General features: G+C 61.9%; 13 protein-coding genes and 1 tRNA gene. 10 read left to right on the top strand and 4 right to left on the bottom strand.

Going from position 1 to position 15,062, the window contains the following annotated elements; genetic code table 11:
• Positions 1–4 precede the first annotated feature (4 nt).
• The 7 genes from U5K31_04335 to U5K31_04305 all read left to right on the top strand — a co-directional run bounded on the left by U5K31_04335 (position 5) and on the right by U5K31_04305 (position 7,920).
• The gene (locus U5K31_04335) at positions 5–1,375 is read left to right on the top strand and encodes an NAD-dependent succinate-semialdehyde dehydrogenase (protein ID MDZ7771953.1); all 1,371 of its coding nucleotides are present in this window, start codon (positions 5–7) and stop codon (positions 1,373–1,375) included.
• Complete coding sequence (locus tag U5K31_04330; GenBank protein ID MDZ7771952.1) at positions 1,372–2,436, top strand: PA0069 family radical SAM protein; 1,065 nt, start codon at positions 1,372–1,374, stop codon at positions 2,434–2,436. Before U5K31_04335 ends, U5K31_04330 begins: the two co-directional genes overlap by 4 nt.
• 281 nt (positions 2,437–2,717) lie before the next feature.
• Positions 2,718–3,299, top strand: a complete 582-nt coding sequence (locus tag U5K31_04325) for a thioredoxin family protein (GenBank protein MDZ7771951.1) — start codon at positions 2,718–2,720, stop codon at positions 3,297–3,299.
• 57 nt (positions 3,300–3,356) lie between these two features.
• Positions 3,357–4,016 carry a pyridoxamine 5'-phosphate oxidase gene (gene pdxH, locus U5K31_04320; GenBank protein ID MDZ7771950.1) on the top strand — a complete coding sequence of 220 codons (660 nt, stop codon included), beginning with the start codon at positions 3,357–3,359 and terminating at the stop codon, positions 4,014–4,016.
• Positions 4,017–4,044: 28 nt separating this feature from the next.
• Positions 4,045–4,719, top strand: a complete 675-nt coding sequence (gene trmB, locus U5K31_04315; GenBank protein MDZ7771949.1) for a tRNA (guanosine(46)-N7)-methyltransferase TrmB — start codon at positions 4,045–4,047, stop codon at positions 4,717–4,719.
• A gap of 83 nt (positions 4,720–4,802) precedes the next feature.
• On the top strand, positions 4,803–5,417 hold the full coding sequence (locus tag U5K31_04310; protein ID MDZ7771948.1) for a TetR/AcrR family transcriptional regulator: 615 nt from the start codon (positions 4,803–4,805) through the stop codon (positions 5,415–5,417).
• A gap of 37 nt (positions 5,418–5,454) precedes the next feature.
• Positions 5,455–7,920: an acyl-CoA dehydrogenase gene (locus U5K31_04305; GenBank protein ID MDZ7771947.1), complete on the top strand. Its 2,466-nt coding sequence runs from the start codon at positions 5,455–5,457 to the stop codon at positions 7,918–7,920.
• 23 nt (positions 7,921–7,943) lie between these two features.
• On the opposite strand, the gene U5K31_04300 is transcribed toward U5K31_04305, so the two are convergent.
• From U5K31_04300 to U5K31_04290, 3 genes are read right to left on the bottom strand one after another with little or no spacing between them, the layout of a single operon-like run.
• Positions 7,944–8,750 (bottom strand): TPM domain-containing protein, encoded by an 807-nt coding sequence (locus U5K31_04300; GenBank protein MDZ7771946.1) that lies wholly within the window; start codon positions 8,748–8,750, stop codon positions 7,944–7,946.
• On the bottom strand, positions 8,747–9,196 hold the full coding sequence (locus U5K31_04295; GenBank protein ID MDZ7771945.1) for a TPM domain-containing protein: 450 nt from the start codon (positions 9,194–9,196) through the stop codon (positions 8,747–8,749). Before U5K31_04295 ends, U5K31_04300 begins: the two co-directional genes overlap by 4 nt.
• Positions 9,197–9,233: 37 nt before the next feature.
• Complete coding sequence (locus U5K31_04290; GenBank protein ID MDZ7771944.1) at positions 9,234–9,821, bottom strand: LemA family protein; 588 nt, start codon at positions 9,819–9,821, stop codon at positions 9,234–9,236.
• A gap of 192 nt (positions 9,822–10,013) precedes the next feature.
• Here U5K31_04290 and purL point away from each other — a divergent pair, with 192 nt between their 5' ends.
• The gene (purL, locus tag U5K31_04285) at positions 10,014–12,269 is read left to right on the top strand and encodes a phosphoribosylformylglycinamidine synthase subunit PurL (protein MDZ7771943.1); all 2,256 of its coding nucleotides are present in this window, start codon (positions 10,014–10,016) and stop codon (positions 12,267–12,269) included.
• A gap of 16 nt (positions 12,270–12,285) precedes the next feature.
• Here purL and lat read toward each other — a convergent pair whose 3' ends face one another.
• Positions 12,286–13,614: an L-lysine 6-transaminase gene (gene lat / locus U5K31_04280; protein MDZ7771942.1), complete on the bottom strand. Its 1,329-nt coding sequence runs from the start codon at positions 13,612–13,614 to the stop codon at positions 12,286–12,288.
• 144 nt (positions 13,615–13,758) lie between these two features.
• Here lat and U5K31_04275 point away from each other — a divergent pair.
• Together U5K31_04275 and U5K31_04270 are read left to right on the top strand one after the other, a co-directional pair.
• Positions 13,759–13,831: transfer RNA gene (locus tag U5K31_04275), tRNA-Met, on the top strand.
• A 184-nt stretch (positions 13,832–14,015) separates the two neighbouring features.
• Positions 14,016–14,480, top strand: a complete 465-nt coding sequence (locus tag U5K31_04270; protein ID MDZ7771941.1) for a mobile mystery protein A — start codon at positions 14,016–14,018, stop codon at positions 14,478–14,480.
• The last annotated feature ends 582 nt before the right edge of the window (positions 14,481–15,062 follow it).

Raw genomic sequence — 15,062 nt, 5'->3', positions numbered from 1 at the left:
AGCTATGATACAGTCCGTCAATCCCGCCACCGGCGATACCATCGAGCAATACGAAGCTATGTCCGACGGGGAGATCCGCACCCTGGTCCGCGACGCCTCCGAGGCCCAAAAGCGCTGGGGCAGGACCGATTTCGAGCACCGCGCCGGGGTGATGCGCGAGGCGGCCCGGTTGCTGCGCGGGCGGAGCGGTGAGCTGGCCGAACTGATGGCCCGGGAGATGGGCAAGCCGCTGGCGCAGGGCGTATCGGAGGCCGAAAAGTGCGCCTGGGTCTGCGAGTACTATGCCGACAAGGCCGGGGAGTTCCTGGCCGATGAACCGCTGGAGGCGGACGGGGGACGCAGCTACCTGGCCTTCCGGCCGATGGGCACGGTGCTGGCCATCATGCCCTGGAACTTTCCCTTCTGGCAGCTCTTCCGATTCGCCGCTCCCGCCCTGATGGCGGGCAACGGCGCCCTCCTCAAGCACGCTGAAAACGTCACCCGATGCGCCCTGAGGATCGAATCCCTGCTGCATCAGGCCGGTGTGCCCGGCGATCTCTTCCGGACGGTGGTGGCGGAGGTGAACCAGGTCCAGGATATCATTGAAAACCCCGGCATCGCAGCGGTCACGCTCACCGGCAGCACGCGGGCCGGCAAGGCGGTGGCCTCGCAGGCGGGAGCCACGCTCAAGAAGACGGTGCTTGAGCTGGGAGGGAGCGACCCCTACCTGGTGCTGGAGGACGCCGACCTGGAGATGGCCGCGGAAACCTGCGTCACCTCGCGGATGATCAACAGTGGACAAAGCTGCATCGCCGCGAAGCGTTTTATCGCGGTCTCCTCTGTATTCGATGCCTTCAGCGAGCTGGTGGTGGAGAAGATGAATGCCCAAAAGACTGGCGATCCCTTTGACGAAGAGACCGACGTGGGACCCATGGCCCGGGAAGATCTGCGCGTCAACCTCCACCGGCAGGTGCGCGTCAGCCGTGAGGAGGGCGCCCGATGCCTGCTCGGGGGACACCTTCCCGAGGGGCGGGGCTGGTTCTATCCTCCTACCGTGCTGACCGATGTGGAGCCTGGCATGCCGGCGTGGGAGGAGGAGCTCTTCGGACCGGTGGCCTCCCTGATCCGGGCGGGTTCGGAAGAGGAGGCGGTCGAAATCGCCAACGACACCTCCTACGGCCTGGGTGCGGCCGTCTTCTCGCGGGACACGGCGCGCGCCGAGGAGATCGCGGCCAACCGCCTGGAGGCGGGCTGCTGCTTCGTGAACAGCTTCGTGGCCTCGGACCCGCGCCAGCCCTTCGGCGGCGTCAAGGAGTCGGGCTACGGGCGGGAGCTCTCGCGGGAGGGTATTCGCGAATTCGTCAACCGCAAAACCGTTTTTGTCAGCCAACAGTGACCGACCGCAATCCCATACGGGGCAGGGGCAGCTCGGACAATCCCGCCAACCGTTTCGAGGGGCGGTACACCGACTACGAGCTGGACGAGGAGACGGGGGAGAAACCCGGCCGGCATACGCGCTTCTACGCCGACGACACCAAGGAGGTGCTGGCCACCAACGACAGCCCCGATCTGCCCTTCGAGGTGAGCCTCAATCCCTACCGGGGCTGCGAGCACGGATGCATCTACTGTTACGCCCGTCCCACGCACGAATTCCTGGGCTTTTCGGCCGGGCTGGACTTTGAGTCGCGCATCCTGGTCAAATACGATGCAGCCCAAAAGCTGCAGGCGCGCCTGTCGTCGGATTCATGGTCTCCGAAGACCATTATGATGAGCGGGGTGACCGATCCCTACCAGCCGGCCGAACGTGAACTTGAAATAACCCGGCAGTGCCTGCAGGTGCTGGCGCGCTACCGCAACCCCGTGAGCCTGATCACCAAAAACCACCTGGTCACCCGCGATCTCGACATTTTGCAGGAGCTGGCGGAGGTCGGTGCGGTGCACGTCACCCTCTCGGTAACCACCCTCGACCGCGATTTGGCCCGCGTGATGGAGCCGCGCACCTCGCAGCCCTACCGCCGCCTGGAGGCTATCGAAAAGCTGGCCTCACACGGTATCTCAACCGGGGTGAATGTGGCCCCCGTGGTGCCGGGCCTGACCGATCACGAAATCCCGAAAATTCTGGAGGCCACCGCCGATGCCGGAGCTGAACACGCCGGCTACACGATCCTGAGGCTGCCCTACGGGGTCAAGGACCTTTTCAGCGACTGGCTGGAGCAGCACTTCCCGGACCGCAGGGATAAGGTGCTGAACCGTGTGCGGGAGATGCGCGAGGGCAAGCTGAACGTCTCGGAGTTCGGCAAGCGTTTTCATGCGGAGGGAAATTTTGCGGAGCAGATACGCTCGCTGTTTTACATGCACGTCGGAAAAATGAGACTCAATCGGGAGAAGGTTGAGCTGAATACCGGTGCCTTCGTCCGTTACAAGGGCAACCAGGGCGAGCTGTTTGAGGGGAGCTGATCACCGGCAGGCCTTCGAAACATTTGGTCCCGATTTACGTTCAATGGGACAAGCACCTGACCTAAAGGACCCGGTATCTGCGGAGCACATCTATTCTACTGGCGACAGTAGCTTTCTAAGCATAGATAATCACCTGAATCCCGCAGGTATCGGGTTTCTTTTTTTTAGGCCCCTCTTTACGATAAGATTTTTCCCGGGCAACGGAACTGTTTTTGGCATTTCTTTGTAGTTTTAGCCCTGCGAACGACGTCAAGGCTAACCGCAAATTAAGCAGACGCATTATGTCCGCTACTCCCTCCACCATGCTCGACCTGGGTACCCGCGCCCCCGATTTTCAGCTGACCGACGCCCTCAGCGGCCGCGAGGTCTCCCTGGATGACTACGAAGGCGCCGAGGCACTGCTGGTCGTATTCATGTGCAATCACTGTCCCTACGTCAAGCATATACTGCCTGAATTTGTCGATCTGGCGAGGGAATACGCCTCCCGCGGAGTGGAGGTGGTCGCCGTCAGCTCCAACGACGTATCGAACTACCCCGACGACCGACCGGAAAAGATGAAGGAGCTGGGGGAGGAGCTTGATTTCCCCTTTCCCTACCTATACGATGAATCCCAGGAGGTGGCCAGGCGTTATCGTGCGGCCTGTACGCCGGACTTCTTCCTCTTCGACAGCGACCTGGAGCTGGTATACCGGGGACAGTTTGACGAGAGCCGCCCCGGCAACGACGAGCCGGTGGATGGAAGCGACCTGAGGGAGGCCCTCGACCTGCTGCTGGAGAAAGGGGAGACCCTTGAGCGACAGAAGCCCAGCATGGGTTGCAACATCAAGTGGAAAGCCGGCAACGAACCGGACTACTTCGCCTGAACCGGGCTTACTACCTACGGAGCCCCTGCCGTCATTCGACCCAATACCACGCGCCCTATGAAGGACATCCCCCCCGACAAGGAAAAGCTGGCCGCCATCCGGCGCGAATACGCCGGCGAACCGCTTGACGACCGGAGCGTGTTCGAAGACCCCGTCGAGCAGTTCCAGACGTGGTTCGAGCAGGCCCTGGAGGCCGAACCCATGGATCCCAACGCCATGACCCTCTCCACGGCGACTCCCGACGGGCGGCCCTCCTCCCGCGTGGTACTGCTGAAGGGGTTTGATCCGGAGGGTTTCCGTTTCTACACCAATTACCGCAGCAGGAAGGGTCGCGAGCTGGAGAAGAATCCCCGTGCGGCCCTCTGCATCTACTGGCCGGCCATGAGCCGACAGGTACGCATCGAGGGAGAGGTTGAGAAGCTGGGCCGCGCGGAGTCGAGGGAGTACTTCCGGCAGCGCCCCCGTCCCAGCCGCATTGCCGCCTGGGCTTCCGAGCAGAGCCGCAGGGTGGAATCGCGCGAGGAGCTGGAAATGCGATTCCGTGACTACGAAAAGCAGTTTGAAGGAGGGGAGGTGCCCCTGCCGGAATTCTGGGGAGGCTACCTGCTGCGGCCCGACGTCATCGAATTCTGGCAGGGCCGCGAGGAGCGTATGCACGACCGGCTGGTCTACCGGCGCGAGGGGGAGTCGTGGGATATCCGCCGCCTGGCGCCCTGAAGAGAACCAATCGCAAGCAGCATTCGCCATGGGCAAGAACAAACTGGAGCGCTTCGAGGAGATCGGCACCTTCGAAAACGTCCTTGAGCTGACCGATTTCCAGGACGGGGAGGACGAGAAACCGCGCGGCCGGTGGGCCTCAGAGATCTTCGGAAACGGCAATCCCCTCACCCTGGAGCTGGCCTGCGGCAAGGGTGAATACGCGCTGGAACTGGCCCGCAGAAATCCCACCCGTAATTTTGTAGGGGTGGATATCAAGGGCGCGCGCATCTGGAAGGGCGCCAAGCGTGCCCTGGATCAGGAGCTGTCCAACGTGCGTTTCCTGCGCATCTATATCGACCATCTGCCCGAATACTTCCGTCCCGGGGAGGTGGAGGAGATCTGGATCACTTTCCCCGATCCCTATCCTCGGTCGCCCGACCGCAACAAGAGGCTCACCGATCCCAAATTCCTGGCCATCTACCGCCAGGTACTCGCCGCGGGGGCGCCCATCCACCTGAAGACCGACAGTGACCTGCTCTTCGGCTACACCCGTGAGGTCATCTCTGAGCAGGGCTGCCACCTGGAGGAGCTGGTGGAGGACGTGCACGGCGAGCGCCCGGACGACGAGCTGCTGGGCATCACGACCTACTATGAGGAAAAGCACCTCCGCAACGGAAAGACCATTCACTATGTTCGTTTCCGGTTGCGGGAGGAAGCCTGAGCTGCTGCGATCGCACGTTGCATTTCAGGCGATATTTCTGTAATTCGTTACTATAAGTTAACGCCGTTAACCAGGACAGGGCCATGAGCGGACAGCAGGAACACAACGGACTGAAGGGGGAGCTGATCCGCGCCTGCCGGAAACTGCTGCTGGAGGAGGGCTACCGCAACTGCTCGCTGCGCAAGATCGCGCGTGAGGCAGGCGTCACGGCCACCAGCGTCTACCTGCACTTCGAGAGCAAGGACGAGCTTATTCACGCGGTGATGGAGCGCTCCATCGACGAACTGAACCGGCGGCTTGAGGAGGCGGCCTCCCGCAGCGGACCCGCCACCGATCGCCTGGAGGAGCTGGCCCGTGCCTACGTGCGCTATGCACTGGAAAACTCCCGCGAATACCAGGTGATCTACCTGGTCAGTTCCGACGAGATGACTCGCTACCCCCGCGAAAAATTCCGCCGCGCCCGCCGGGGCTACGAAATAGTAGCCGAGGTAATCCGTGAGGGCGTGGCCACCGGGGGACTGGAGGAGCCCCATCCGGTGCTGGCCGCCTACACGCTCTGGGCGCAGCTCCACGGGGTGATGGCGGTGGTGCTCTCGCGCCGGCTGGACTCCCGCATCAATCAGGAACTTTTCATCGAACAGGCCCTCGATCATATCCTGCAGGGCTACCGGGTCCGGGCCGTACCGGGCACGGAATAGCAGAAACGCATATTTAGCTACAAGGAGGTATAGCACTATGGACGCACTGACGGAAACGCTCGGATTTTTAAACAACTTTCCCGCCTGGCTGCTGGTCGCCGGCATCCTGGCCGTGGCGCTGCTTTTCGGTTTTACCGGCGCGCCGCTGTGGCTGTGGGGTGCGGCCGGGCTGCTCACCCTCTGGGGCCTGGGCGCCCCTTGGTGGCTGCTGGGACTCTTTGCAGTCTTCTGCCTCCTCTTTAACCTGAAGCCCCTGCGCAGGACGCTGCTCTCGGGCCCCCTCATGAAGCTGCTGGACGCCCTGCAGTTCCTGCCCAAAATCTCCGAGACCGAACGCACGGCCCTGGAGTCGGGCAACGTCTGGGTGGACGGGGAGCTCTTCTCCGGCTGCCCCGACCTGAACCGTCTCATGGCGGAGGACTATCCCGAACTTACCGAGGAGGAGCAGGCCTTTCTGGACGGACCCGTGGAGCAGGTCTGCGCCATGGTGGACGACTGGGAGGTCTACGTAAACAAGGGTTTCGAGGAGGAGGTGTGGGATTTCCTGCGGGAGCATCGATTCTTTGGTCTGGAGATACCGGAGCAGTACGGGGGACACGATTTCTCCACCCTCGCCCACAGCGCCATCATTGCCAAGCTCTCCTCCCGCTGCGCCCCCCTCGCCATCACCGTGATGGTGCCCAACTCCCTGGGTCCGGCCGAGCTGCTGGTGCACTACGGCACCGACGAGCAGAAGGATTACTACCTGCCGCGCCTGGCCCGGGGCGAGGAGATCCCGTGCTTCGCGCTTACCGAGCCAACGGCGGGCTCCGACGCCGGCTCCATGACGGCCCGCGGAGAGCTGTTCCGCGGGGAGGACGGCGAGCTCTATATCCGCCTCAACTTCACCAAACGCTACATCACCCTGGCTGCCATTTCTACGGTTATAGGACTGGCTTTCAAGCTGGAGGATCCCGAAAATCTGCTGGACCGGGGCGAGGACCTGGGCATCACCTGTGCTCTCATCCCCAGCGATACCGAAGGCGTAAAGCTGGGCAGGCGACACGACCCCCTGGGCGTGCCCTTCTACAACTGTCCCATCGACGGGGAGGACGTGGTGGTGCCGGCCGACGCCGTTATCGGAGGCGTCGAGCAGGCCGGCAACGGCTGGCGCATGCTCACCGAATCACTGTCCGTGGGACGCGGCATCTCCCTGCCGGCCGAGAGCGTGGCGGGCGCCAAGGTGGCAACCCGCGCCGTGGGCGCCTACACCGCCTTCCGGCAGCAGTTCGGCATCAACATCGGGCGCTTCGAGGGCATCGAGGAGCCCCTGGCGCGCATCGGCGGTTTCACCTACCTGATGGAGGCCGCCCGGCGCTACACCTGCGGGGGACTCGACCAGGGGGCCAAGCCGGCCGTGGTCACCGCCATTGCCAAGTACCACTTCACCGAGATGGGCCGGCAGGTTGTGAACGACGCCATGGACATCCTGGGCGGTGCGGGCATCTCCCGCGGTCCGCGCAACATCTTTGCGCACGCCCACATGGCGGTGCCCATTGCGATTACGGTGGAGGGGGCCAATATTCTCACACGCAGCCTGATCATCTTCGGGCAGGGCGCCATCCGCTGCCACCCCTACGCCTACCAGGAGATCGACGCCCTTACGCGCGGCGATGTGAAGGCCTTCGACGAGGCCTTCTGGAAGCACATTGGACACGTAGTGCGCAACGGCTCCCGCGCCTTTCTGCTGAGCCTGACCCGCGGCACGCTCGCCTCCACGCCCGGGGGACCCGCATCCGGCTATCACCGCAAGCTGGCCTGGACCTCCGCCTCCTTCGCCTTCCTGGCCGACCTTGCCCTGGGCTCCTACGGGGGCAAGCTGAAGATCAAGGAGAAGATCAGCGGCCGCTTCGGCGACATCCTGAGCTGGATGTACCTGGCGACGGCCACCCTGCGCCGCTTCGAGGCGGAGGGCAGGAGGGAGGAAGACCTGCCCTTCCTGCGATGGTCGCTCGACTACGCCTTCGCGCGCATTCAGGAGGCCTTCGACAACATCTATCGGGAGATCGAGGTGCCGGGACTGGGATGGCTCTTTCACGGTCCCCTGGCCCTGTGGTCGCGCATCAACCGCATCGGCTCCGAGCCTTCCGACGTGCTGGGGCATAATGTGGCGCAGGCCATGCAGCGTCCCGGCGAGCAGCGCGACCGCCTTACTGAGGGCATCTACCTGACGGAGGATACCGACGAGGCCCTGGGCAAGTACGAGAACGCCTTCCGGCTGAAAATGGAGGCCGAGCCGCTCTACCGGAAGCTGAAGACGGCGGCCAAAAAGGGCGAGCTTCCCGACCGGCAGCCCCGCTTCCAGATCGACGAGGCCATCGAGAAGGGCGTGCTCACCAAGCAGGAGGGCGAAATGGTGCGCAAGGCCGAATTGGCCCGGGTGGATGCGGTGCAGGTGGACGAGTTCACCCTTGAGGAGTACCAGAGCCGCACCCCGGCCCCGCCATCGAAGGCAGAAGGGTAGCGGTCACGTCAGGGGAGGAGCGCCTACCAGCCGCCGCTGGCGCCGCCCCCGCCGGAGCCGAATCCACCTCCCCCGCCAAATCCGCCGAAACCTCCGCCGCCGCCTCCGAAGCCGCCTCCTCCTCCGCCGAATCCGCCCCCGCCCAGGAAGATGAATCCACCGGGACCCAGGGTGCGCCGGCGCCGGCTGCCCTTGCCGCCGCCCTTGCCGCCGCCGCGTCGGGAGGAGACGTAGACCACAAAGGCCAGGAAAAGCAGGAAGACGATCAGCGAGCCGCTGTCGTCGTCTCCGCCGCTTTCACGGCTTTCGGTCAGCTCGCCCTCGAACTCCCCGGAGGCGAGCTGGATAAGGGCCGAGGTGGCACGGTCGAAGCCCTCGTAGTAGTCGCCCTTGCGAAAAGAGGGCGTGAGGATATTGCGGATGATGCGGCCGGCCATCACGTCGGGTATGGCGCCTTCCAGGCCGTAGCCCACTTCGATGCGGAGCTGGCGCTCCTCTTCGGAGACCAGGATGAGCACGCCGTTGTCGCGGTCGTCCTCCCACATGTTCCATGCGTTGAACATGGCGGTGGCGGTCTCCTCGATGGACGCGCCCTGCAGGCTCTGCAGGGTGGCGATGGCGATGACCGTCGTGGTGGTGTCGCGGTAGGTGCGCAGCTTGGATTCCAGACGCTGTGTTTCGGAGGCATTCAGGAAACCGGCGAAATCGCTGACGTGTCCCCTGGGCTCGGAGGGAAAATTCGGCTGCTGGGCCTGGATAAGCTGAGGCAGGGCGACAAGGACGCAAAGAAGCAGGGCGGGGATCAGTCGGAACGTGCGGGGGAACCTCATTCGTTTTCGGGTTTCTGGCGTTCGCGGTAGCTTATCTTGTTGGTCAGTTCGTTGACGTCGCCCCTGGCGTAGGGATACATCCCGGCGAGCTTGGCGGCGGATTTTTCCACCGCTGCGATGAGTCCCTCGGCGTGCCGCTCCTCCCGGAAATGTTCCAGAATTAGCTGAAGCACATCATTCCAGAAATGGTCCTCCACCTGCCGGTGGACGCCCTTGCCGGCGTAGACGGCCACCTTGTGGTCTTCGGTGGCCACATAGATCAGGATTCCGTTCTGTTCTTCGGTCTGATCCATACCCAGTTCGTGGAAGAGTCGGGCGGCGCGCTCCAGGGGTTCGCGGGGCGCGTGCTCCTCCATGTGAATGCGGATCTCCCCGGAGGTCTGTTTTTCGGCCTGCGCGATGGCGCGCACAACCGTTTGTTCCTGTTCGTCGGTAAGAAAAGCCATAGCCATGTCTGGTTTTCGGATGCCCTGGGTCAAGCGGTCAATTGAAATTCACTTCGGGGACCTCCTCGGCTCCCTCTTCAGCCTCAAAATAGGCTTTCTGCCCGAAGCCGAACAGGCCGGCGAAGATATTGGTCGGGAAACGCCGGATAGAGGTATTATAGCCCTGCACTGCCTCGTTGAAGCGCTGGCGTTCGGTGGCGATGCGGTTCTCCGTACCTTCCAGCTGGGTCTGCAGGTCCTGGAAATTCTCGTTGGCCTGCAGCTCAGGGTATTTTTCCACGGTTACCAGCAGGCGGGAGAGCGCCCCGGTAAGCTGGTTCTGGGCCTGCTGGAACTGCTGCAGGGCCTGCGGGTTGTTGAGGTCTTCGGACGACACCTGGATGGAGGTGGCCTGGCTGCGCGCCTCGATCACCTCGGTGAGGGTCTCCTGCTCAAAGTCGGCCGCTCCCTGGACGGTGTTCACCAGGTTGGGGATCAGGTCAGAGCGGCGCTGGTATTGGTTCTCCACCTGCGCCCAGCGCTGGTTGACCGTCTCTTGCTGGGATACCAGGGTGTTGTATTTGCTGATGCTGTATCCGCCCACCAGCAGGAGGATGACGACGGTGATGATGGCCTTGATTTTCATAGTCGGGTACGTTGTTAGGGTTGCCAAGCGATGGAATATACGAATCGTAGGGCATTATGATGCAAGTAGCGATTTCGCTATCTTTTGCCCCTTCGATCGGGGGCGCTTTCCGGGCCTGCCGGGCACCGGCACGCCCCGGCCTCGCGCACCCCGCCATTCAACCGGAAACCACCACCGAAAATAGTTCGCCCGATGTCAGACGTCAGCCGCGCGGAACCCGAAGTGAACCTGGAACTGGCCAAGGAACACGGCCTCAGCGAGGAGGAATTTGATAAGATCAGGGAATTTCTCGGCCGCACGCCCACTTTCACCGAACTGGGTGTCTATTCGGTGATGTGGAGTGAGCACTGCTCCTACAAGAACTCCATCCTGGAGATCAAGAAGCTGCCCAACGAAGGACCCCAGCTGCTGGTTGGCGCAGGCGAGGAAAACGCCGGACTGGTGGACATCGGCGACGGTCTTGGCTGTGCCTTCAAGGTGGAGAGCCACAATCATCCCTCCGCCATCGAGCCCTACCAGGGGGCGGCTACAGGTGTGGGCGGCATACACCGCGATATTTTCACCATGGGCGCGCGTCCCATTGCCAGCCTCAACTCCCTGCGTTTCGGAAGCCTGGAGGAGCCCCGCGTGCGTTTCCTTCTGGATGGGGTGGTGCGCGGCATCGCCGACTACGGCAACTCCTTTGGCGTGCCGGTGGTGGGCGGCGAGATCTATTTTGATGAGCGCTACGAGGGCAATCCCCTTGTCAACGCCATGAGCGTGGGCATCGTCAAGGAGGGCGAGACGGTTTCGGCCGTGGCCCGCGGGGCCGGCAATCCCGTAATCATCGTGGGTTCCTCTACCGGCCGCGACGGCATCCACGGGGCCACCTTTGCCTCCGAGGAGATCGACGAGGATAGCGAGGACAGGCGTCCCAGCGTGCAGGTGGGCGACCCCTTTACCGAAAAATTGCTGCTGGAGGCCTCCCTGGAGGCCATTAAGAACGGCGGCGTGGTCGGCATGCAGGACATGGGCGCGGCCGGCATCTCCTGCTCCTCCTCGGAGATGAGCGCCAAGGGCAAATGCGGCATGCGTCTGGACCTGGACAAGGTGCCGGCCCGTGAGGATGGGATGACGGCCTACGAGCTCCTTCTCTCCGAAAGCCAGGAGCGCATGCTGGTGGTGGCCGAGAAGGGCCGCGAGCAGGAGATTATCGACATCTACGAAAAGTGGGACCTCAATGCGGTGGTCATCGGCGAGGTGACCGACGGCGACAAGGTGACCTACCTGAAGGACGGGGAGGTGAAGGCCGAAATTCCCGCCGACAGCCTGGTGCTGGGCGGCGGCGCGCCACAATATGTGCGCGAGGCCGAACGGCCCGCCTACCTCGACGATACCATGAACTTTGATCCGGGCAGCCTGGACCATCCCTCCGACCACGGCCAGACCCTGCTGCGCCTGCTGGCCTCACCCAACATCGCCGACAAGAGCTGGGTGCACGAGCAGTACGACACCATGGTGCGCACCAACACGGTCAATCGTCCGGGTCCCAGCAACTCCGGAGTGATTCGTGTGAAGGGCACCCGCAAGGGCCTGGCGGTCAAGACCGACTGCAACGGGCGCTACGTCTACCTGAATCCCCGCCGCGGGGGCGCCATCGCCGTGGCCGAATCGGCCCGCAACGTGGTTTGCAGCGGGGGCAGGCCCATGGCCATTACCAACTGCCTCAACTTCGGCAATCCCTACAAGCCGGAGGTCTACTGGACCTTCCGGGAGGCGCTGGCCGGCATGAGCGAAGCCTGCCGCACCTTTAACACCCCGGTCACCGGCGGCAACGTGAGTTTCTACAACGAGAACCCGAAACACGCCGTATTCCCCACGCCGGTCATCGGCATGCTGGGACTGGTGGAGGATCTTGAAAAGCATACCACCACCCCCGCCTTCAAGGGGGAGGGCGATGCTGTGCTCTACATCGGGGCGGAGCGCAGGGGCCTGGGAGGCAGCGAGTACCTGCACGCCATCCACGGTCTGACCGCCGGCGATGCTCCCGTGCTCGACCTGGATTTTGAGAAGATGCTGCAGGACGCCCTGCTGGAAGCCATCCACGAGGGATTGCTCAACGCCGCCCACGACCTCTCCGACGGGGGACTGGCGGTGACCCTGGCCGAGATGGCCATCTTTTCAGGCCTGGGCGCCACCGTGGAGCTCGACGACCTGGGCGGCACCGACCATGAGATCCTGTTCAGCGAGGCGCAGTCGGGCGTGGTGGTTACCTGCGAGGTGGAGAAGGCCGCTGATGTGACCGCCCATTTTTCCGATGCGGGCGTGCCCTGCCATACTTTGGGCACGGTGGGGGGCGACGTGCTGGAGATGCGCGGCATGGCCGGCCTGAAGGTGGATAAGCTGGCCGAAAGCTACAGCTCGGTCTTCCACGACATCATGGACGGGCGCAGCCTGCAGGCCGGCTAGAAGGACGCCTCGAGGGTTATGCTTTCACCGCCTTCACGGAGGCCTCCACGATTTCAAGGGCCCGTGTCAGCTGCTCCTGCTGCACCGTGAGCGGAGGACGGAAGCGAAGGGTGCGCTCGCCGCAGCCAAGGATCATCATCTGCCGCTCGAAACACGCCCTGCGCACCGCATCGCGCGTGGCCGCATCGGGCAGGTCCACCGCGCACATCAGTCCCTTGCCCCGTGGGTTGGAAAGCACCTCGTGTTCCGAGGCCAGCTCCCGGAGACCCTTTTGCAGGAATTGTCCCTTCTGTTCGGCGTTCTGCACCAGCTCCTCCTCCTCGATGACCTGCAGGATGCGCCCGAAGCGCACCATGTCGACCAGGTTGCCTCCCCATGTGGAGTTGATGCGCGAGGAGACCTTGAAACAGTTGTCGGGCACCTCGTCGATGCGCTCTCCTGCCAGAATGCCGCATACCTGGGCCTTCTTGCCGAAGGCCAGGATGTCAGGTTTGATGTAGTGTTCGTGGGCCCAGAAGCGTCCGGTAAGTCCCACGCCGGTCTGCACCTCATCGTGAACCAGCAGGGCCTCGTGGCGGTCGGCCAGCTCCCGCAGCGCCCGGTGAAACTCAGGCCGGAAGTGACGGTCGCCTCCCTCGCCCTGGATGGGCTCCAGTATGATGCAGGCGATCTGGTCGGGGTTGCGTTCGAAGTGGCGCTCCGCCTGGGCCAGAGCCCTGCGCTCCCGCTCTTCCGCGGAGGCGGCGCGTTCGGGGGTTTCGGGGTATTCCATGGCGGGCGAGGCGATCCGCGGCCAGTCGAACTTGGGAAAGTAGCGCGTCTTGCGCGGGTCGGTGTTGGTGAGCGAGAGGGTGTAGCCCGACCGCCCGTGAAAGGCCTGGTCAAGGTGAAGCACCTTGAAACCCCGCTCCTCGCGGTAGCCCTTCTCGAAGTTTTTCTGCACCTTCCAGTCGAATGCCACCTTGAGGGCGTTCTCCACGGCCAGCGCTCCTCCCGCGATGAAGAAGGAGTGGGGAAGGTAGCCTGGAATGCCCACTCGCGAGAAGTTGTCCACGAACTCGGCCATCTCGCCGGTGTAGATATCGGAGTTGGAGGGCTTGTTGACGGCGACCCGGCCGAGCTTATCGCGGAATTCGGCGTTATCCAGGGCCGGGTGGTTCATGCCCAGCGGGTTGGAGGCGAAGAAGGTGAACAGGTCCAGGTACTCCTTGCCGCTGCGCGCGTCGTGCAGCATCATGCCCTTGCTCTTCTGCAGGTCGAGTACGATGTCGTAGCCGTCCGTCAGGATGTGCCGGTTCAGGATTTCGTGGACGTTCCGGGGATGAATGAGCTCGTCGGCGGACATGGTGTGTGAATGTTTTTGGCGTTGCGGTTCGGAGAGGAGAGGAATGGTATAATTTTTCCTCCTCGTTTTCAAAGGAGAGGGCCAGAATTCTCCAGATAATTATTGACAAGTACCCGGAAGGGGCCGTATCTTAGGCATCTACATCGCGGGGTGGAGCAGCTGGTAGCTCGTCGGGCTCATAACCCGAAGGTCGCAGGTTCGAATCCTGCCCCCGCCACTGATCCAAGGCAGTTCGTCACACGGCGAGCTGCCTTTTTTTATTGTGGGCATAGTACCCCCTCCTTTAATAAGCTCTGGTGCAGACGTCCTCTGATAATGCTATAAATATCATTGAAATTTCATATATTAATGTTATATTTATCATTAATAAATATAAAAACAATGGTAGATATATCATCTTTATGGATTATTGGGACAAAAAGCTTATCCGTGAACAGCTGGATCAGAAGTTGAAAAAGTTGAAGCCGTTACTGCAGCTTCCAGTGCCAGAAAGAGGCTGGATCAAAACCATACGTGAAAGTCTTGGCATGTCTACCTACGATCTGGCGGATCGCGCTGACCTTGACCAGTCAAGGATATCGCGCATAGAATCGGCCGAAGCCAGGCGAGAAATTAAGATATCGACGCTGGAGAAAATTGCGGATGCTCTGGGGGTAACCTTTGTCTACGGTTTTGTACCGAAATCCACGCTGGAAGATCTGGTTCGCGAGCAAGCCAGAAAGATCGCCTTGAAACGCATGAACAGGACGGACCACTCCATGAAGTTGGAGGAACAAGGTCTGGGTGATGATGAGCTGGAAAGGGCGTTGAAGGATCACATTGACCAGATCCTGGTGGAAGAGCCTGCTACCTTTTGGAGCGAATAAATGGGGACAGAACATCCTGACGGGGCAACACCGCTTGAGCCTGACGAAAAGGAAAGACTCAGGTTATCGCATATCACAACACGTGAGGAGCTGAACATCTGGGAACACAGGAATATTCTGGAAGCACATCGTTGGCTGTCTAGGAAGCGTGGACCAGCGGAGCTGGATGAAAATTTTTTGCGCACGCTGCACCGGAAAATGTTTGGCAAGGTGTGGGATTGGGCAGGAAACTATCGCCGAAGCAACAAGAATATTGGCATAGATTGGCCTCAAATTCCTGTAGCGCTGCGAGAACTATTGGATGACCTGGCCTACTGGAAAGAGCATGAATCCTTCAGGCCGGATAAAATAGTCGTATGTTTTCATCACAGGCTGGTTTACATCCATGCCTTTCCGAACGGCAATGGGCGACATGCACGGCTCGTATCCGATCACATACTTGAGCGGTGGTGGGGCCTCAGTCCCTTTTCCTGGGGATCGGGCAACCTGGATGGTCCGGGAGAAGTGCGAAAGCGCTACATTCGTGCCTTAAGGGCCGCGGATAACCATGACTACGGGTTCCTTGAGGACTTCGTACGGAGC

Source organism: Balneolaceae bacterium (genome assembly GCA_034521445.1).
Lineage (GTDB): Bacteria > Bacteroidota > Rhodothermia > Balneolales > Balneolaceae > JAXHMM01.
Note: the sequence above shows the minus strand (reverse complement) of the source record. Positions and strands in the feature narration are given on the sequence as shown.